Source organism: Vibrio sp. 14G-20 (genome assembly GCF_026241515.1).
Classification (GTDB): Bacteria; Pseudomonadota; Gammaproteobacteria; order Enterobacterales; family Vibrionaceae; genus Vibrio.
Map to the genome: position 1 here is coordinate 26,607 of NZ_JAPHPW010000003.1, position 19,563 is coordinate 46,169.

Here is a 19,563-nt window from a genome sequence, read left to right on the forward strand (position 1 = left end):
GATATGCCAACGTATCGTTATGTAGGTCGCAGCTCTGATGGTAGCCAAGTAAGTGGGCAATTAGACGCGAATAACGAAGATCTTGCCGCTGAAAGCTTGATGAGCAAAGGGATCATTCCAACCTCGATCAAACTGGGTAAAAGTGGTGGTTCAGTCTTAGATATGGATGTATCGAGCCTATTTTCGCCGAATGTTCCGCTTGAAGTCTTGGTTCTGTTTTGTCGACAGTTATACAGCCTAACCAAAGCGGGTGTACCACTATTAAGATCGATGAAAGGCCTAACTCAAAACTGTGAAAATAAACAGCTGAAAGCCGCCTTAGAAGAAGTGGTTGCTGAGCTAACTAATGGTCGTGGATTAGCAGCATCGATGCAGATGCACCCAAAGGTATTCAGTCCGTTGTTTGTTTCGATGATTGGTGTTGGTGAAAACACCGGTCGTCTAGATCAGGCTTTGCTGCAATTAGCTGGATACTACGAACAGGAAGTTGAGACTCGCAAACGAATTAAGACTGCGATGCGTTACCCCACTTTTGTTATTGCCTTTATAACCGTAGCTATGTTTGTCTTGAATACACAAGTGATACCTCAGTTCTCTAGCATGTTCGCACGTTTTGGTGTCGACCTACCGCTACCCACTCGTATCTTGATTGGTATGTCGGAGTTCTTTGTTAATTACTGGGGCTTAATGCTTGGCGTGATTTTTGGTCTTATCTTTGCTTTTAAAGCATGGGTTAAGACAGACAAAGGATTGGAAAAGTGGGACAGGCTCCGCTTAAAAATACCCGTGATTGGTGGGGTAGTGAATCGAGCGCTACTTTCGCGTTTTTCACGCACATTCGCCTTGATGCTAAAAGCCGGTGTACCACTAAACCAATCACTGTCGTTGTCTGCGGAAGCTTTGGATAACCGATTCCTTGAATTGAGAGTTCAGGCTATGAAAGCCGCAATAGAAGCGGGCAGTACCGTATCTTCTACCGCAATAAACAGCGAAATTTTCACACCCTTAGTGATACAAATGATCTCGGTAGGTGAAGAGACCGGTCGTATTGATGAGCTATTGCTTGAGGTGTCAGATTATTATGATCGAGAAGTTGACTATGACTTAAAAACATTAACTGCGCGAATAGAACCCATTTTGTTGGTCATCGTTGCTGGTATGGTGTTAGTGCTAGCATTGGGGATATTTTTACCAATGTGGAGCATGATGGATGTAATGAAGTAGTTATGTTGCCGAAGCAATTGTACCAACAAGATGTGAAAAGCTTAACCTGGGCTCAGCGCTTTATTATTTATGCCTTGGTTCTCCTTCTTATCGGCGCTTTTCTTTCATTCACAAAAAGAATCAATGAAGAAGCACAAAGAGTCTCATTGATAGCATCGGCAAAGTCGATGCAGTTAAGGTTAAACGAATATCATGAATATTGGTTATTGAATAAGCAGCCAAAATTTGTACAACTAGATGGTAATGGTATATCGTATGATTTAAATGGATGGGTGATTCCAACGACAAATACTGACAACACTTGTCAAGAGCTACTTAAGCTGGCTTCCCCTGAAAAAAAGTTTAAAGGCTATACTTTTGAGTTAAGGAGGGGAGAATTATTAGATGGAAGTTATGAGTGTCGTTATCAGTTAGTTAGAAACTCCACTTTAATCATAAATAAGTCAGTCGGGTTCTTAGTAAAGGTAAGCTTTAATGAGTAACTGCTTGTATATCGTCATTTTTTTTGACGATAGTGGTTTTTTTGACACAAAAACATTTCATTAATTTTTTTACAAGTTAGAATACGTTTATATTTAACATTTCAAGGGTATATCCATGAAAAAAGTAACAGGTTTTACGCTCGTTGAGCTAGTTGTTGTCATCGTTGTTTTAGGTTTGCTTGCTGTGGCAGCGTTACCTCGATTTATTGATGTAACTGATAATGCGAAAGAAGCAAGCATTGAAGCTGTTGCTGGTGGATACGCCACCGCTGTGCTTTCTGCTCGTGCGCAGTGGGAAGGGAACGGCCGCCCGGTAGCAGGAAATCAAGACCGACCACAAGTTGATTATGATGGTCAAGATTTCTGGTTAACGGAGTCTGACGATACTTACCGTGATGGTTACCCTTATGAAATTGAAGATAATAGTGCGAATGGTATAGGCACTCCTACTGTTAATTCAGCAAGATGTGTTCGTCTTATGGAAAACCTTCTTCAGAATCCACCTTCAGTTGCGATTAACGATACTGATTCTCCCAAGTATGTAGCTGCTCTTGGAGGAGACAATAGTGATGTGGATACTGCGTGTCGCTATACACAACAAGAAGGCAAAGAACATTATTTTGAGTACGACATTACATCGGGCTCGGTAACAGTAACGCTAGATAATTAAGAAAATTTTAAATTTACCCAAAGTGAGAAAGTAGTATGAAAAAGCAAGGTGGTTTTACCCTAATCGAGTTAGTGGTAGTGATTGTTATTTTAGGTATTCTTGCTGTAACTGCAGCGCCACGTTTCTTGAACCTGCAAGATGATGCTCGCACTGCAACATTAGAGGGCTTACGTGGGGCTGTAGCAGGAGCCATGGGGATCTCTTATGGTAAAGCGGCAATCAACGGCATTGAAGCTACAACATATACCGCTTTTACTGATACTGATAATCCAGGTACTGTAGTTGAAGGTATAGCACATAGTTTTGGTTACCCTGTTGCGGTTAACGATGAAACTGCTAACCAAGGCGGTATCATGCAAACCTTAGATGTATCAAATGAGTTCGTGGTTTTAGATAGCTCTGAAGATGATGCAACTGACCCTACAAATACTACTATTGACATTGGTATAGACGGATACACTGTGCAATGTGTTCAGTATACAGCAGCTATTGATGCGAATACGCCTGCGACTGTATTGATTGTTGATGGTGCTGATGGAAACTGTGGCTTATAATCCCCAGTGAATATTATCTAGATTTCAGGCCGGCTTTTGTCGGCCTTTTTTTTCCTATCGCTCATAAATATCAAAACTATTCATATACATAAGATCGTAAGTTTCGTTATTTGGTATAATCAGTATTCGCTAGGCAGTTAGAGGCTCATTATGGATAACAGCCCCCCACCCAACGGCTTTACACTGGTTGAGCTGATCATCGTTATCATTATCCTCGGTATTATTTCCACTTTTGCCGCGAGCCGCTTCACTGGTACCTCTAGCTATTCCACTTTTACTGCACAAGAGCAAGCCATCTCCGTAATTCGCCAAATCCAAGTCAATCGAATGCAATCGAATGTTTCCGCTGCTAATGATAGCTTTCGCCTTGCTATTAATGGTGACTGTTTAGGTTCAGTAACCGCTTGCAGTTTAAATTTATCGAACAGCACTCAGAAATCACAAGCTGATGCACGTAGTGATTATGTTCGTGAATCAGATATTTCATTTTCTTCTCCGAATACCATTGTCGAATTTGACTTATTAGGGAACCCTTCAGTGAGCGCTGGAGTTAGCATCACGATTAACTCAACCACTAGTAGCAATAGCGCTCAGGTGTGTATCAATTCTCAAGGTTATGTGCGTGAAGGGGCGTGTCTATGATTCGCGCACGTGGTTTTACTCTCATAGAGAGCATTATTGTGATTATCGTACTGGGTATTGCGATGGTCACAATTAGTAGTTTTTTAGCACCTCAAGTGGCAAGTTCGGCCGACCCACAATATCAAAACCGCTCCGTAGCCTTAGGTCAAAGTTTGATGAACCAAATATTGGCACGTGGTTTTGATGAACACAGTGATTTTGATGGTGGTTTGATTCGCTGTGGCGATGCGGGAGCAGCGACTTGTTCTGCACCCAATGAACTGGGAGTGGATGGTTCAGAGACTGCGCCCGCTGCTTTTAATGATGTCGATGACTATATTGGTTGTTGGTATACCGATACCACAGAGTCAGCTTGTGTATCATCGACGAAGTATCCGCTTGCTAATATTCTAGATGAAAATATCGAAGACAGTTATGCCAATTTCCGTGTTGAGGTCTTGGTGTTTTATGACCAAAACATGGATGGGCTTAACGACAATGTAATTGGAACGATGAAGCGCGTTGAGTTACAGATCTTTGGTGGTAACAACCGTTATAGCTTGGTTGCTTACAAGGGGAACTACTAATGAAACAACGTGGTTTTACTTTGATAGAGATGATCGTAACCATTGTTGTGGTTGCAGTCATTGGCCTCGCAATTGCCGGTTTTGTCGAATATGGCATGAAAGGCTATGTTGAAACTATCGATCGTCAAAAAGTACAAGTAAAAGGTCAATTTGTTGTTGAGAAAATGTCGCGAGAGATAAGCCATGCTGTGCCCAACAGCTTTGATTCGAGTATTACTCCAGCTTCGGCTTCGTCCTATGCTCAAAAATGTCTAGTATTCTATGCTATTAAATATTCAGGTTTTTATCACTTTGATGAAGCGACAAACGATTTGAATTTCATAATTGGACAAGACGCACCTGAATTGGAGGCCGACGACTACCTTATTATCAACCCAACTGCTTATTCTGAATTTGTGGCTGGTTCAACGAAACGCATTCCGCTTGTTGGGTTAGTCTCAACAAATAATGTATTTACCGCGCCTTCAGTTAATTTAAGTAGTCAGTCTATTGCTCAACGCCATTATATTTATGATGGTAGTGACCCGGTGAGTTATTGTTTAGTGAATGATACTGTTCAGAATCAAGGCCTAATCCAACGTAATGGAGTCACCGTTGCGGATAGCATTAATTATGTTCAAAGTAACTTCCGCTACGAAGAGCCAAGCTTACAAAGAGGTGGTGTAATTCACATCGATCTTGTGCTCGAGCAAAACAGTGAAGTAAGTGTTTACCAACAAGATGTGCAGGTACTCAATGCGCCATAGAAAATCATCTCAACAAGGCAGTGTTTTGGTCGTCGCAGTATTTGTTATTGTGGTAATGGGCTTCCTTGCGACTTCTTTAGTGCAAGTTCAGTGGTCAAATCACGATACATTGACGCGTAAGCAGCTTGGAACACAGGCTTGGTTGCTGGCACACTCCGCGAATGAGTGGGCACTCACTCAAGTTTACCCTTTGACGGTATCACCTGCGGTTTCAACAAGTGTTAGCACTGTCTGTAGCAACTTAAATTCAAATCAAGTGAGCAGCGGCATGTCGACTATCTGTACTGTAGACCAACTAACTTGTAGTCAGATCGGTGTGTTAGATGGTGTTGGCTTTTTCAAAATAGAATCAACGGCCATTTGTGGTTCGGGTATCAACCAAGTACAGCGTATTCAAGAAGTTTGGGTGAGGGAGTAGTTATGGCATTTTGGGTTGTTCTTTTTAGAGTCATTAAAAATTATGCATGTTGCTATGCGAACTTTTTGAAGCTCACTGCAGTCATGATTGTTTTATGTGGGACATCTTTCGTTTCGATAGCTGACGAATTTTCTCCTGAACAATGTAATGATCTAAAAAGGCAAGATGGCTTTTCTGTTGCTTTTACTATTCCAAACCCAACTCCTGTCACGATCACTTTTACGTCAAATAACTCTGTAGTTAAATTGTGGTCCAGCGTTAGTGGTAGTAACGCTAAGATAACCGATCAGAACGTGAATCCAGGAGAAAGAGTTCTCCTAATTTATAGACCGACTTCTAATAATGGTAAAAACGGCAGTCTCATTTACAAGCTTGATACAGGCTCTGGATATGAACAGAAACAGACTACTTCAATTGTGATAAACGGTGGTAATGGTACTTTAGAAGTGTCAGGTGATACAGTTGTAGTTGAGTGTGCCGATGGAGAAAAAGAACCAGTCCCTGATTTGGAGGATGTTCAATATGAGTTTGGTTCTATTGAAGGTATGGATTGTACTTATGGTTGTAACTTGTTGTTTCAGAAGGAATATGACAATCCAATTGTATTCTTAATGTCGACTATCGATCCTGATGATATCGTGAATAGTGTGCCAACAAAGGCTAGTGTTGCGACTATTTGGAACTCTAAGAAAGGAGCGACTATTGAGAGTGAGTCGATGCCGGGCACTTCAAAATCAGACCGAATGTCACCTATCTACTATTTTGTTACCGAGCCGGGAAAATTAAAATTCTATGATTCTAGTGGTCGTGCCGTTTATGGCGAAGCTGGCGTCAAAACAACAGACCTAGCTCAGTGTACGAGTGGATGTGATAGAGCTGATCATTGGGATGATATTGACTATCAGCTGGGAAGCATTACCGCACCAGTTATCATGGCTCAAGTCCAAGGAAAAGACTCTAAGTGGGCGACTACCGCAATCCAAAATGTCAATTCAACAGGCTTTGACTTGTCTCTTGAACGTGGTCGTCAAGGGCCTCTCAGTTCTGGCTCTAAAGATATCGCTTATCTAGTTGTCCCTGAGTTTCATGGTAAAGATGAAGATTTGCAGGCAAATATCGAGTTTTATCAAGGTTCTCGGGATTATGCCCAATCTAACGAATTACCCAAAACCAAGTCTATTGGTTGGTCGTGCGAAAATAATAAAGTGAATTTACATCAGAGTTTTTCTAAATTCGGTGTGATTGTGAATAAGCAAAGTCGAGTAGGCAGTCATGGTGGATGGCTTCGTTACTGTAAGCAATTTGAGGACGGTGGGAAGCCAACTTTTACTTTCGCGTTTGACGAAGATGTAGAGTCTCTTGGTGACCGTAAGCACGGCAGAGCAGAGTCTATCGGTTATTTTGCTTTTGAAATTCCTGAAGTCGAGATCCCAGTTAACGTATGTAACTTGTTCCCTGAGACAATCCAAAGTTGGACCGGGGTTGAGAGTTCATTAACTGTTAATAATGGGGGTGCCACAACTTTCAATGGCTGGTCTCCCGATTACCTCAGTGCCTTTTCAATTGAAAATGATCGGTCTTGGAGCCCATCAAATCCTGATCCTGAGAGTTTGCTTTTGATCGGATTCGATTTAGAGGGTGGGACAAATCAAATGTACAACCATGATGTCTGTGGAGATGATTTAGGTTGTGCTGTAGGGAATGAGGATGGTCAGCTAAACCGACGAAAGATTGAACATAATTTGTTGCCTAACGTCCCGAGTCGTTCAGTAACAGGAACGTTATCAATTGATAAAAACATCAAGGCTAGATGCGATGCGTCAAATTTGTGCTCATTTGAGTTGGCAGGGGCTAATGCTAATGTATATATCAATGAAGACTTAGAACGACTGTATATAAATGATTTAGGTAATGAGTATCCAGAAATAAGGGTCCACTTAAAGGATGGGTTATATATTGATGATTTTGAAATATCAAATGGTAGTGGTTTAGTCTTAATCATCCCTGAACAATCATCAGTAACTTTTAATAACTTTTTAGCTTCGGACACAAACCAAAGTGATTTTATATTTGAAAATAGCTCTAAAATAAATGTAGTCACAAGTTTTAAATTTAGTAATAGCGTAGATATTGTCAATGAGAACGCATACCCAATTATTTATGCTCCAGATGCAACGGTACAGTTGAAAGGAAACTTTAGAGGCTTTATTTTAGCAAAAACACTTAACCTTCCAAACTTACTTACAGTGGAAGGCGCAGTTACTGCAGCGAACGTTGTTTCGCAGAGTGGTTTAGTTATTAATAAACCTGACTATAGTTGTCCGCTTCCTCCGCTCCTAACTGGCTCTCTTGTCGTAACCCCAAAATACTCGCACGTTTTGCTTTGTGAGGTCGCTGAGGTTGAGTTTAAAGTCGTAGACGATGATGGCAATGTGATTAATACGGTTCAAGATAGTTTCACTGCATCACATACACCAAACTCTACTGGGAAGTGGTGTGAAGATGAGAATGGAAGCAGTTGTTCTACATTCACTGGGGACTATCAAAGCAACTTTGTAAATGGACAAAAGACGTTGTATTTATCGTCTTCGAAATTGGAAAGCTACGGTGTAAGCGGAAATTGGAATGGTGAAACTGAAACTACAGCATCAAAGATTAACTTTGTACCTTATAAGTTCGATGTAGATGAGCAGTTTGTTGTTGCTGGGATGGATTACTCAGTGACGGCAAAAGTGTCTTCTTGTAATACTCAAGATTCGTCGTTGTCACAAGATTATGTGGGTACGCCTACTGTGAGTCTAGATATCGTTCAACCAGTGAACGGTGATGATGCGATAAGCTTACTCGATTACAAACCAGATTTTGAAGCGAGTGATAACGGAGAGACCACCGATACTCTTTCTATTCAAGAGGCTGGCCAGTTTAAAGTAACGCTGATTGACAGTAGTTTTGACTGTAGTGAAATATCAGGTTGCCCTGAAAGTGGCGTTGACAAACTCTCTGGAAGTTTCTTAATTAATTCTCGCCCGTGGCAATTTGCGGTCTGTACGGATAGTAACTCTGACGGAACTAGTAACAAAGGAAGTGCTTTTGTGGCGGCTGGTGAAACATTTAATGTGTTTGCTAAGCCAATTAGGCACACAAGTGACACAAGTTTACTATGTAGCAATAGCTTGGTAACACAAAACTATTTACTTTCTGCAGGTGCCGTAGGTGCGACTCATACATTAGATACACCTAGTAATGGTGATGCAGTGTTAGGTAGTTTAGAACCGAGTAGTCAACTGACTCAATCTAGTTCTGATATTGTTTCTTCTGATAATGGTTATAAATTCAAAAGCTTAAAGTATTCAGAAGTGGGTAGCTTTAACTTTGTTGCAACTGAAACTGGCAGCTTCTACGGGAGTATCCTTGGCGGCTTCTCTGGTAGTAAGTCTATTGGCCGCTTTTACCCTAAATACTTTGTGCAAGGTACTCCGGAATGGAATGTCGCCAATCAAAATGATATCGCATACCTAAGTCAACCTTATGATTCTACAGTTCACCAAGTATATCCAATGGCTTCTGGTGAAGATGATACGGATAATGTTCTTAATAATTACCGGTTCTTTAATGCAGAGTTACAAGCAAAGTTTGGTGTTTTAGATGATAGCAACACTGATAACGGCTTCTTGTTAGATACGGGCTCTGGAACATGGTCAGCTGATCGTAAACATTGGTTGCTGAATGACAATGCAGCTGAGCTTCAACGAATTGTGGATCCTGATGATGTTAGCCGCAGAGACACACCGTTTAATACGTCAGATGCTAACTCGACTACTACAAACTTTGGTTTAACAATCGAGGGAACAGATCCGGTGTCATTTACGGATTCTGACCCTGTTACCAGTTCGGCAGCATTCCCAGTTCAACCTCCTGCCCGCTATGGCCGAATGGCGCTTGATGATATTGGCGGTAACTCCGGTAGTACTTTGACGATTCCACTTCGTGCTGAGTTTTGGGATGGTAGTGACTTTATTGTGAATGACGATGATGATCGCAGCACCTTTAATGGTTCAAATTTCTGTAAGCAAGTCATTTGGACCAGTAATACAGTCAAAACTACACTAGCTTCACTCAATGGCAGTGGAAGTGTTGATGATGGCGAAGAAGAAGTAACAGCGAATCAAAATACGCCTGCTGGTGCAGATGCGCCACGTGAGCAGGTACGATTGTGGTTAAGAATGGATGCGTCGACACCACAGGCTAAATCTGGCGAGAATCCTGTTGCATGCTCAGGCAGCGATCAAGATCAGCCATGGCTGCGCTACAACTGGAGACAGCTAGGTGATGAAGATCCCTCCACCGTCGTCACATTTGGCATCTACCGCGGTAACGATCGAGTGATCTACCGAGGTGAAAGTGGGTTAACAGGTCAGTAAAAATATAATTTTTGCCCCTTAAGTTAGGAATCTGTAAGAAATTGCGGGTTTCAGTCCATGTTTATACTTCAATGCCTTGCCGTGACAGCAAGGCATTGGTACATTTAGTGCAATTTTTGTCTTCTAATTCTTGCAGGATGAGCGAAGAATATGTTTAAAAAACTTCGTGGCATGTTTTCAAACGACCTATCGATTGATTTAGGTACAGCCAATACCCTTATATATGTAAAAGGCCAAGGCATTGTTCTTGATGAGCCTTCCGTTGTCGCTATTCGCCAAGATCGTACAGGGTCTGCAAAGAGTGTCGCTGCTGTCGGTCATGCTGCTAAGCAAATGCTTGGTCGTACGCCAGGTAACATTTCAGCGATCCGTCCAATGAAAGACGGCGTAATTGCTGACTTTTACGTAACGGAAAAAATGCTTCAGCACTTTATTAAGCAAGTGCATGACAACAGTGTTCTTAAACCAAGCCCTCGTGTCTTGGTTTGCGTTCCTTGTGGTTCAACACAGGTTGAGCGTCGTGCCATCCGTGAGTCAGCGCTAGGCGCTGGTGCTCGTGAGGTTTACCTAATCGATGAGCCAATGGCTGCGGCGATTGGTGCTGGCCTGCGTGTTTCTGAGCCAACAGGTTCAATGGTGGTTGATATCGGTGGTGGTACTACTGAAGTTGCGGTTATCTCATTAAATGGTGTGGTTTATTCTTCTTCTGTTCGTATCGGTGGTGACCGTTTTGATGAAGCTATCATCAACTACGTTCGCCGTAACTACGGTAGCTTGATTGGTGAAGCAACGGCAGAAAAGATCAAACACGAAATCGGTTCAGCTTACCCTGGCGATGAAGTACAAGAGATTGAAGTACGTGGTCGTAACCTTGCTGAAGGTGTGCCTCGTAGCTTTAGCCTAAACTCAAACGAAATCCTTGAAGCGCTTCAAGAGCCGCTATCAGGTATCGTATCTGCAGTGATGGTTGCACTAGAACAATGTCCGCCAGAGCTTGCTTCTGATATCTCAGAAAACGGTATGGTACTGACTGGTGGTGGTGCACTGCTTAAAGACCTTGATCGTCTGCTAACGGAAGAAACAGGTATCCCTGTTGTTGTTGCAGAAGAGCCACTAACGTGTGTTGCTCTGGGTGGCGGTAAAGCCCTAGAGATGATCGACATGCACGGCGGCGACCTGTTCAGCGAAGAATAATATCTAGGGCGTGTTGATCTTGCGAGCTGATTTTTGCAGCGAGTTGCTGGGTATTTATACAAGACAGAGGCTTTTATGTGTAGCTAGCCTACATGAGAAGCCGATAACGTAGTAGAAATGACCAGCAAACGCTGCCCGAAGGGTTCGGCTAAAAGCGTTTTACTCTTTGTTGAGGGAGGTTTGCTTAGAATGACTAGGCTACTTCTCCCTCGCCTCGATTAAAACGCTTTTATCTCGAACAAAATTTAACCGCGAAAGGTCAACACGCCCTAGTGTTAGGCCCTTTTCTTATCTATTTTTATGTAAAGAGCCTAGGACCTTGTCTATAGGATCAAATGTAGCTCTAGGACCAAATATAGAATGAAGCCAATTTTTGGTAGAGGTCCCTCTCTACAATTGCGCCTGTTTTTTGCTGTAATTTTATCAGCCAGCCTTATGCTGGCTGATAGTCGTTTAGATGCTTTCTCAAATGTCCGCTATCTATTGAACAGCATGGTTGCCCCTATTCAATACGCAGCCAACTTACCTCGCACTATGTTCGATGGTGTCTACGACCGTTTTAGTACTCGTAAAAGCCTAATCGAATCCAACCATAATATTAAACGAGAAGTCTTACGTCTGAAAAGCGAGCTGATTCTGCTTGAGCAATACCAAGAAGAAAACAAGCGCCTTCGTAAGCTATTAGGATCTCCGTTTATCCGTGATGAGAAGAAAGTCGTCACAGAAGTTATGGCGGTAGACACTTCACCATATCGTCATCAAGTCGTGATCGACAAAGGTCAGATTGATGGGGTGTATGAAGGTCAACCTGTGATCAACGAAAAAGGCATTGTCGGTCAAGTCACTTTCGTTGCTGCTCATAATAGTCGAGTTCTGCTATTAACTGATGCAAACAATGCGATTCCCGTGCAGGTTATTCGTAATGATATCCGCGTTATTGCTTCAGGCAATGGCATGATTGATGAGATCCAGCTAGAGCACATTCCAACCAGTACCGATATACAAGAAGAAGATCTGTTGGTGACATCGGGTCTTGGTGGTGTATATCCAGAAGGTTATCCAGTCGCCTACGTTACTGCCGTTGATTACGACCCGAAACGTGAATTCGCTGTTATTAAAGCAGAGCCTGTCGTTGAGTTCGATAAGCTCAGATACTTGCTGCTTGTATGGCCTGATGAAAACAAACAGATGCAAGCGGATCAATCCAGCATAGAACAAGCATTGTTAGAGGGCGAAGATGGCCAATAGCGTTTTGAGAAGCAAGGTAGTAATTTTCTGCTCATTTTTGGTCGCACTTATTCTGCAGACGATCCCTTGGCCTGGTAGCTTAGATCTATTTAGACCATCTTGGTTACTGCTAGTTACGTGTTACTGGGTTTTAGCTCTACCGCATCGTGTTAACGTGGGTAGCGCTTTGATTCTAGGCTTATTGTGGGATCTTTTGATCGGCTCTACTTTAGGCATTCGAGGTATGATGATGGCAATAGTGATGTACATTATTGCGATGAACTTCCTCGTCATTCGTAACATGGCGTTATGGCAGCAAGCGATGATCATTGCCGCGTTAACGGTGTTGTTTGAGGTGTTGATCTTCTTTGGTGAATATTTGATCCAAGATGTTGTTTTCAATCCGTTATCGTTATGGAACGCATTGATAAACTGTATACTTTGGCCGTGGATGTTTTTGTTGATGAGACGCGTGCGTCGCCATTGGCATGTGAGGTAGCGTGACGATGGAAAAGAAACATTTAGTTTTGGCATCCGGTTCTCCACGCCGCAAAGAATTGCTCTCTCAACTTGGTTATGAGTTTTCTGTCCTCGTAACCGATGTTGAAGAGTGTAAACACGATCAAGAAACCGCCGAAGAATATGTTAAGCGACTATCTTTAGATAAAGCCTTAGCTGCGTTGTCTTTATTGAAAGATAACCCTTCTGAAAGGCAGCATGTCGTACCTAGTTCTGATACTGTAGATCTTAGCTCTAATATTATAGCTATTGACTCTGATACCGTGGTTCTTGGTTCTGACACAGTCGTCGTAAGTAAAGGGCAAGTGCTCGAGAAGCCAATAGACCTTGCTGACTCTAAGCGTATGCTTACTCAGTTAGCGAATGAACGTCACCAAGTGATGACGGCGGTCTCTGTGGTTTCAGAAGAAAAACAAAGAACAGAAATCATTATTACCGACGTATGGTTTAAACCCCTCAGTGAAAAAGAAATAGAACAATACTGGCAAACAGGGGAGCCATGCGATAAAGCCGGTAGCTATGGGATCCAAGGTTTGGGCGGACGCTTTGTTACCCGAATCGAAGGTAGTTATTACGCCGTTGTCGGCTTACCTTTATTTGAAACGGACCAGCTACTGCAAGAATTCTTATAATTACTAATCTGAGGTGCACCATGAGTGCTGAATTGTTGCTGAACGTGACCCCGAGTGAAACTCGTGTGGCCATGATTGAAGGGGGGGCTCTTCAAGAGATCCATGTCGAACGAGATGCTCGACGCGGTATCGTAGGAAATATCTATAAAGGACGTGTAAGCCGTGTTCTTCCGGGAATGCAGGCGGCTTTTGTGGATATAGGCCTTGAAAAAGCAGCTTTTCTACACGCCTCTGATATTGTCCCACACACTGAATGTGTCGCTGAAAACGAAAAGAAGCAATTTCAGGTTCGTGATATTTCAGAGCTTGTTCGTCAAGGGCAAGACATTGTGGTGCAAGTGGTCAAAGACCCTCTTGGTACTAAAGGTGCCCGCTTAACCACTGATATCACACTACCGTCTCGTTATCTGGTCTTTATGCCGGGCGCAAGCCATGTTGGCGTTTCTCAACGTATCGACAGCGAGTCTGAACGTAACCGTCTTAAAAAAGTCGTGTCTCGTTACTGTGACGAACATGGTGGCTTTATCATTCGTACTGCCGCAGAAGGTGCAGACTCAAATGAGTTGGCACAAGATGCCGCATTCTTAAAGCGACTATGGTTAAAAGTATTAGAGCGTCGTAGTAAGCATAAAGCGCGTACTCGTTTGTATGGTGAGCTTTGCTTAAGTCAACGTATCTTGCGTGACTTTGTCGGTACTGAGCTGAGCAAGATTCAGGTCGATTCTCGTCTAGAATATGAAAACCTAAAAGAGTTTACCTCTGAATACGTGCCTGAGCTTACAGATAAGCTTGAATTGTATGAAGGTGATAAGCCTATCTTTGATATGTACGATACCGAGAACGAAATTCAGCGTTCATTGGATCGTAAGGTCGAATTAAAGTCTGGTGGATATCTGATTATCGACCAAACTGAAGCGATGACCACTGTTGATATCAACACTGGCGCGTTTGTTGGTCGTCGTAATCTAGAAGAGACGATTTTCAACACTAACGTAGAAGCGACTCAAGCGATTGCTCGTCAGCTGCGTTTGCGTAACTTAGGTGGCATCATCATTATCGACTTTATTGATATGTTATCTGAGGAACATCGTAAGCGAGTACTAACTTCTTTAGAGGCTGCGCTCGACAAAGACCGTGTGAAAACCAATATTAATGGCTTCACGCAGCTTGGTTTGGTTGAGATGACTCGTAAACGCACTCGTGAAAGTATTGAGCATATTCTGTGTTCGAGTTGTCCTGCTTGTGAAGGCCGCGGCAGTGTGAAGACAGTTGAAACCGTTTGTTATGAAATTCTTCGAGAGATCACGCGAGTGAATCGTGCGTACGACGCCGATAAATTTGTGGTCTATGCGGCAGCTGCTGTAGCTGAGGCGCTAGAGGGCGATGAATCTCATGCGCTTGCGGAGCTTGAAGTCTTTATTGGTAAGCAAGTTAAAATCCAGGCTGAGCCTCTGTACATACAAGAGCAGTTTGATGTTGTTATGATGTAATGGAAATTTTGTGAGCTCAAGCGTTACTCTGATTCTACGTGCATGTTTATGGTTAGTGGTTACTCTCTTAGTGACGCTAGCCATTGCCGTTACTACACTGCGTGTAGCCTTACCCAATTTAAACAAGTATCAATCTGAAATTGAGCTTTGGGTAAACCAACATTCCGGTTTTGATTTTTCGATTCAAGACGTGGGCGGTTTTTGGCGTAACACTCACCCCTCTATTGCTCTGCAAGGCGTTAAAGCCAGTCTTCCTAATGCAGAAGATGTGAGCTTTTCTGTCGAGCGTGTTGAAGTCGAGTTTGACTTGATTCAATCGGTCGTGCAGATGCGCCCGGTTGTGGCCGACTTGGTCATGAATCAAATGTATCTTGATATTCGCTCAATTGATCTGTTTGCCGGACAAAACGGCAAAGACGAACCTAAAGATCCCGGCTCTTCCAAGCGAGTGATACAAGAGCTTGATAACTTACTTCTGAAAACTTTGGTGGATGTGACCGCTAAAGATTCCACTCTTTTATATCGCACTATCTCCGATGAAGAACGTCAGCTTGATATTGAAACTCTGAAATGGCAAAACTCAGGTAAACATCACCTTGCGGAAGGCGTGGTGAGTATTAAAGATGCCAATCTCAACTCTTTGTCAGTGAGCGCTAACTTTATTGATGGTGGCTCGTTAACTGATATGACGGGCGAGTTTTATGTCAGTGCGGACAGCATCTCGGTTAAACCTTGGTTAACTCGTTATATGCAGGCAGAATCCGGAATTGAAACGGGTACTGTGAGCTTAAATAGTTGGCTTACGCTACGAAATAGCAAACCGGTAAGCGCTTATGTTGAGGTTTTACCCTCAGAACTGACGTGGAACGAAGATGGCGAGCATGACCTCATGCTTGAGTCTGGTGTCTTTAAGCTGTCTCCGACTGATGATGGTTGGCAAGTAAATGGTCACTCACTTAATTTAAGAACCGATGACACACCTTGGCCAGAACTCGATGTTGCATTCAAGTGGAACAAAGGTCCGTGGCAACTCAACGTTTCTGAGTTGGATATTACAACTATTACTCCGTTGATTAAGTTGTTGCCGGATTCCGAGCAATCCACTCAAATGATTAATTCGTTGGCTCCAGGCGGTTTGGTTTCTGATATTCGCGTCTCCATGGATTCAGGCATCGAAAGCTTGCGTTATTCTGCTAGTTTTTCTGATATGGCTATTGAGCAATGGGAGTTAGTCCCAGGCTTTAGCCAAGTGTCAGGCAGTGTGTTTGGTTCTGCATCAGAAGCGAAAGCCAGCTTACATGTTATTGATGATGTGTTTCCTTACGGCGATGTTTTCCAAGCGCCTCTGAATATCAAACAAGGTCAGGTTGACATTGTTTGGCAGCAGGATGAAAACGGCTGGAAGCTTTGGTCGGATAAAATCACGGCAGCAACGCCAGATTTACAAGTTCTGGGCGCATTTCGTTTAGACTTTCCAAATGACGCAAGCCCTTACCTTTCTTTTTATGGTGAAGCGGACGCTTACAATGTTGGTGAAACCTGGCGTTATTTGCCGACATTGGCACTTGGCCAAGACTTAACCGATTACCTTTCCACTGCGATTCAAGCGGGTAAAGCCGACACCGTTAAATTACTTTGGCATGGTGAATTAGCTCAATATCCGTATACCAATCATGATGGTATTTTTCAAGTTTGGGTTGGGTTAGAAAACGCGAAATTTAGTTTTGATACCGGCTGGCCTTTGATTACCGATCTTCAGCTTGATCTGTTATTTGAAAATGATGCGATGCATCTAGATTCTCGCTCAGCTCAACTGATGGATGTGACAGCCGACCGAATCACTGGACGTATTCCTTATCTAGGGGAAGGCGGCCATATTGAGATAGAAGCTAAAGCAACGGCATCTGGCAACGCAGTACGCGATTACATGACGTCTTCGCCATTAGTGGGCTCGGTAGGCGCCGCGTTGACCGCACTTCAAGTCAGTGGTGATGTCTCTTCTGAGTTTCAGCTAAATATTCCGTTTGATTCTGAAAAAGAAGCAAGAGCATGGGGTTATGCTGACTTAAGTGGTAACCATGTCGAAATTGAAGCGCCGCCGATGGTGCTTGAGAACACCACGGGCCGTATCGAGTTTGATAATGATGTAGTGACGGCAAATGGCCTCGCAGCTGATCTGCTTAACCAAGGTATATCCATTGATTTTAAAGGCCTGAATGATGGTCCTGGCTATGCTGTCGATATTGACGTGTTAGGAGATTGGGATGTTAAACCTCTAGAACCTTACATTGGTGACCAATGGCTAAGTCGTTTGTCTGGGCATGCTCAATGGCAAAGTCAGATTGATATCCAACTCAACGACATAGGGTTTACTTACCAACTTGATTTACAGTCAGATCTTAAATACTTGGCAAGTGATTATCCATATCCATTGGCGAAAAAATCGTTAGAAAGTGGATCGGCAAGATTACAAGCATCAGGTAACCAAGAGACGATTACCGCGCGCCTGCAATTGCCAAACACCAAGTACCAAGCTGAAATTGATATCACGGGTGATGTTCCTGAACTAACAGCGACTAATTTAGTTCTTGGTCGTGGTGGCTACAAAATTAGTCCTGTTGTCGGTCATCACGCATTGATTCGTACTGATAAATTCAATGCCGATGATTGGCTATCGGTTGTGATGGAACCAGTAAAGCCTTCAACAGCTGTGCTTAGCCAAATGAATACGCCAACCATCCCTGCGCCAAGTCGTGTGACCTTCGAAAGTAAAGAGCTGATCTTGGGTGGTATCTCTTGGAATGATGTCGATTTTAGTGCTCGTAAAAACAAACAAGCATGGCAAATGGAAGTTTCGAGCCAAGAGATAGAAGGAGACATTAATTATCTACCTCCTTACGATTTAACGGTTTCACTAGATCGCCTGCATTTGTTTGTTCCAGAGTGGAGCGATCAGAAAAACCAAGAACAACTGCTGCAACGTAAAGCGCAAGAAGCACCATTGATCTCTGATTTGGATCGAAAGATCCACGATGCGATGCCGAACCTGAAGTTAACGTTGAACGACTTTTGGCTGCAAGGTTACAAGGTTGGCAAGGTTGATGTTGAAATGGCTAGGAACGAAGATCGTATTGAGTGGAACAAAATTCAGGTTCGAAGCGGCGGTAACAAAGCGGATGTAAGCGGCTGGTGGGAACTGGACGGTGACAAAAGTCATTCATCGCTAACTCTTGATGTTGAAGGTGAAAACAACAGTGAGCTAATGGAACGCTTCGGTATTACTTCCGGTATTCAAAAAGCGCCATTTGCATTGGAAGGCAAACTGAACTGGGATGGTTCGCCTTGGGGAATTAAAATGGATACCCTTGATGGCAATGTTAAAACCAAGTTTGGTAAAGGCATTATTTCGGATGTGAGCGGGGCGGCTCGCTTACTTGGTTTGTTTAGCTTAGATTCGATCATACGTAAGATGCAGCTCGATTTCTCAGACGTGTTTGATAAAGGTATGGCGTTCAACAGCATTACCGGAACAGGCGAGATTCAAAATGGTATCTTCCTGACTAATGATCTGAATATGGATGCGGTTGCTGGTGATATGAAAATCAAAGGTATCGCTAACCTCAACACGCGTAAGGTTGATGCTGAGGTGAACTTTACCCCAGATATTACCTCGGGTATTCCCGTATTAACGGCCTTTGCGGTAACCCCTCAAACGGCGCTGTACGTATTGGCGGTGACCACGGTGATTTCGCCAGTGGTTGAAGTCTTTACCCAAGTTAATTACTCGGTGAAAGGGCCATTGGATTCACCAACGGTGAGCGAGCTTTCACGTAGCTCCGGTGAGTTCCAGCTACCAGATAAGCTGAGAAAATTAGCCGAATAGGCCTTAGATCCTAGTCAGCGAATATACGGTGAAATGCTGATTTCTGAATCATAATAAATGGAGGAACGATACACATGGATTGTGTTGGGTTGATTCAAATGACATCTGGCCCTAGCCCTGAATTGAACTTTGAGTACCTTGCTCAAGAAGTAGCAAAGTGCAAAGAGTTAGGGGCTAAGTGGGTTGTGTGCCCTGAAAATGCATTAGTTTTTGGTAGTAAAGCCGACTATCACCAGCATGCAGAGCCTCTAAATGATGGCCCAATGCAAAAGAAAACCTCTGAGCTAGCAAGGCTTCACAGAATTTGGATTGTTATTGGTAGTATGCCTATTAGTACAACTAACGGCGTGACGACTACAACCTTGGTGATTGATGATTTTGGTTGCCTAGTGGCTCATTACGACAAGCTTCACATGTTTGATGTGGACGTCGCTGATGCCTATAAGTGCTATCGAGAGTCGGATATTTTTACTCCGGGCAACCAAGTTGTGACAGCGGAAACGCCTTTTGGTCGCTTAGGTTTGAGTATTTGTTATGATGTGCGCTTTCCACACTTGTATTCAGAGTTACGCAAGCAAGGTGCACAAATCATTGTGGTTCCTGCGGCTTTTACAGCGGTAACGGGTCAAGCGCACTGGGAAGCATTATTAAGATGCCGCGCGATTGAAACACAGTCGTGGATTGTCGCGGTAGGTCAAGGCGGAAAACACCCTTGCCAAAGAGAAACATGGGGACACTCAATGGTGGTTGATCCATGGGGACGAGTGGTCGCACAGTTAGACCAAGATCCTAAAAGTATGGTGGTTGAGATAGACACATCCAGTTGCGAGTCCATTAGGCAAAATATGCCAATTACGCAACACTCTCGATTTACCAATCAATTTTAATTACAAAC

The 19,563-nt window shown here is 43.2% G+C and carries 16 protein-coding genes; all 16 read left to right on the plus strand.

The window, feature by feature from the left end; all coding sequences use genetic code 11:
• The first annotated feature begins 3 nt into the window (after positions 1-3).
• The 16 genes from OQJ75_RS03305 to OQJ75_RS03380 all read left to right on the plus strand — a co-directional run bounded on the left by OQJ75_RS03305 (position 4) and on the right by OQJ75_RS03380 (position 19,555).
• A complete protein-coding gene (locus OQJ75_RS03305) occupies positions 4-1,224 on the plus strand; it encodes a type II secretion system F family protein (RefSeq protein WP_265970981.1) in 1,221 nt (406 codons plus the stop codon).
• Between the two features lie 2 nt (positions 1,225-1,226).
• The gene (locus OQJ75_RS03310; RefSeq protein ID WP_265970982.1) at positions 1,227-1,706 is read left to right on the plus strand and encodes a hypothetical protein; all 480 of its coding nucleotides are present in this window, start codon (positions 1,227-1,229) and stop codon (positions 1,704-1,706) included.
• 115 nt (positions 1,707-1,821) lie between these two features.
• The gene (locus OQJ75_RS03315; protein ID WP_265970983.1) at positions 1,822-2,376 is read left to right on the plus strand and encodes a prepilin-type N-terminal cleavage/methylation domain-containing protein; all 555 of its coding nucleotides are present in this window, start codon (positions 1,822-1,824) and stop codon (positions 2,374-2,376) included.
• 35 nt (positions 2,377-2,411) lie between these two features.
• Positions 2,412-2,930 carry a type II secretion system protein gene (locus OQJ75_RS03320; RefSeq protein ID WP_265970984.1) on the plus strand — a complete coding sequence of 173 codons (519 nt, stop codon included), beginning with the start codon at positions 2,412-2,414 and terminating at the stop codon, positions 2,928-2,930.
• A 150-nt stretch (positions 2,931-3,080) separates the two neighbouring features.
• Positions 3,081-3,572, plus strand: coding sequence for a prepilin-type N-terminal cleavage/methylation domain-containing protein (locus tag OQJ75_RS03325; protein WP_265970985.1), 492 nt, complete (start codon positions 3,081-3,083; stop codon positions 3,570-3,572).
• On the plus strand, positions 3,569-4,138 hold the full coding sequence (locus OQJ75_RS03330; protein ID WP_265970986.1) for a type IV pilus modification PilV family protein: 570 nt from the start codon (positions 3,569-3,571) through the stop codon (positions 4,136-4,138). The genes OQJ75_RS03325 and OQJ75_RS03330 overlap by 4 nt, the downstream gene beginning before the upstream one ends.
• A complete protein-coding gene (locus tag OQJ75_RS03335) occupies positions 4,138-4,884 on the plus strand; it encodes a prepilin-type N-terminal cleavage/methylation domain-containing protein (protein ID WP_265970987.1) in 747 nt (248 codons plus the stop codon). Before OQJ75_RS03330 ends, OQJ75_RS03335 begins: the two co-directional genes overlap by 1 nt.
• Positions 4,874-5,302 carry an MSHA biogenesis protein MshP gene (locus OQJ75_RS03340; RefSeq protein WP_135456134.1) on the plus strand — a complete coding sequence of 143 codons (429 nt, stop codon included), beginning with the start codon at positions 4,874-4,876 and terminating at the stop codon, positions 5,300-5,302. Before OQJ75_RS03335 ends, OQJ75_RS03340 begins: the two co-directional genes overlap by 11 nt.
• A gap of 2 nt (positions 5,303-5,304) precedes the next feature.
• Positions 5,305-9,723 carry a DUF6701 domain-containing protein gene (locus tag OQJ75_RS03345; RefSeq protein ID WP_265970988.1) on the plus strand — a complete coding sequence of 1,473 codons (4,419 nt, stop codon included), beginning with the start codon at positions 5,305-5,307 and terminating at the stop codon, positions 9,721-9,723.
• A 150-nt stretch (positions 9,724-9,873) separates the two neighbouring features.
• Positions 9,874-10,917 carry a rod shape-determining protein gene (locus OQJ75_RS03350; protein WP_010434366.1) on the plus strand — a complete coding sequence of 348 codons (1,044 nt, stop codon included), beginning with the start codon at positions 9,874-9,876 and terminating at the stop codon, positions 10,915-10,917.
• A gap of 360 nt (positions 10,918-11,277) precedes the next feature.
• Entirely contained in the window at positions 11,278-12,165 is an 888-nt protein-coding gene (mreC, locus tag OQJ75_RS03355) for a rod shape-determining protein MreC (RefSeq protein WP_265970989.1), read from the plus strand.
• The gene (gene mreD / locus OQJ75_RS03360; protein WP_265970990.1) at positions 12,155-12,643 is read left to right on the plus strand and encodes a rod shape-determining protein MreD; all 489 of its coding nucleotides are present in this window, start codon (positions 12,155-12,157) and stop codon (positions 12,641-12,643) included. The genes mreC and mreD overlap by 11 nt, the downstream gene beginning before the upstream one ends.
• A 7-nt stretch (positions 12,644-12,650) precedes the next feature.
• Entirely contained in the window at positions 12,651-13,295 is a 645-nt protein-coding gene (locus tag OQJ75_RS03365) for a Maf family protein (RefSeq protein ID WP_265970991.1), read from the plus strand.
• Between the two features lie 20 nt (positions 13,296-13,315).
• Positions 13,316-14,785 carry a ribonuclease G gene (gene rng, locus OQJ75_RS03370; RefSeq protein WP_265970992.1) on the plus strand — a complete coding sequence of 490 codons (1,470 nt, stop codon included), beginning with the start codon at positions 13,316-13,318 and terminating at the stop codon, positions 14,783-14,785.
• A 10-nt stretch (positions 14,786-14,795) separates the two neighbouring features.
• Positions 14,796-18,668 (plus strand): YhdP family protein, encoded by a 3,873-nt coding sequence (locus tag OQJ75_RS03375; RefSeq protein WP_265970993.1) that lies wholly within the window; start codon positions 14,796-14,798, stop codon positions 18,666-18,668.
• 74 nt (positions 18,669-18,742) lie between these two features.
• Complete coding sequence (locus tag OQJ75_RS03380) at positions 18,743-19,555, plus strand: carbon-nitrogen hydrolase family protein (protein WP_265970994.1); 813 nt, start codon at positions 18,743-18,745, stop codon at positions 19,553-19,555.
• Positions 19,556-19,563: the final 8 nt, after the last annotated feature.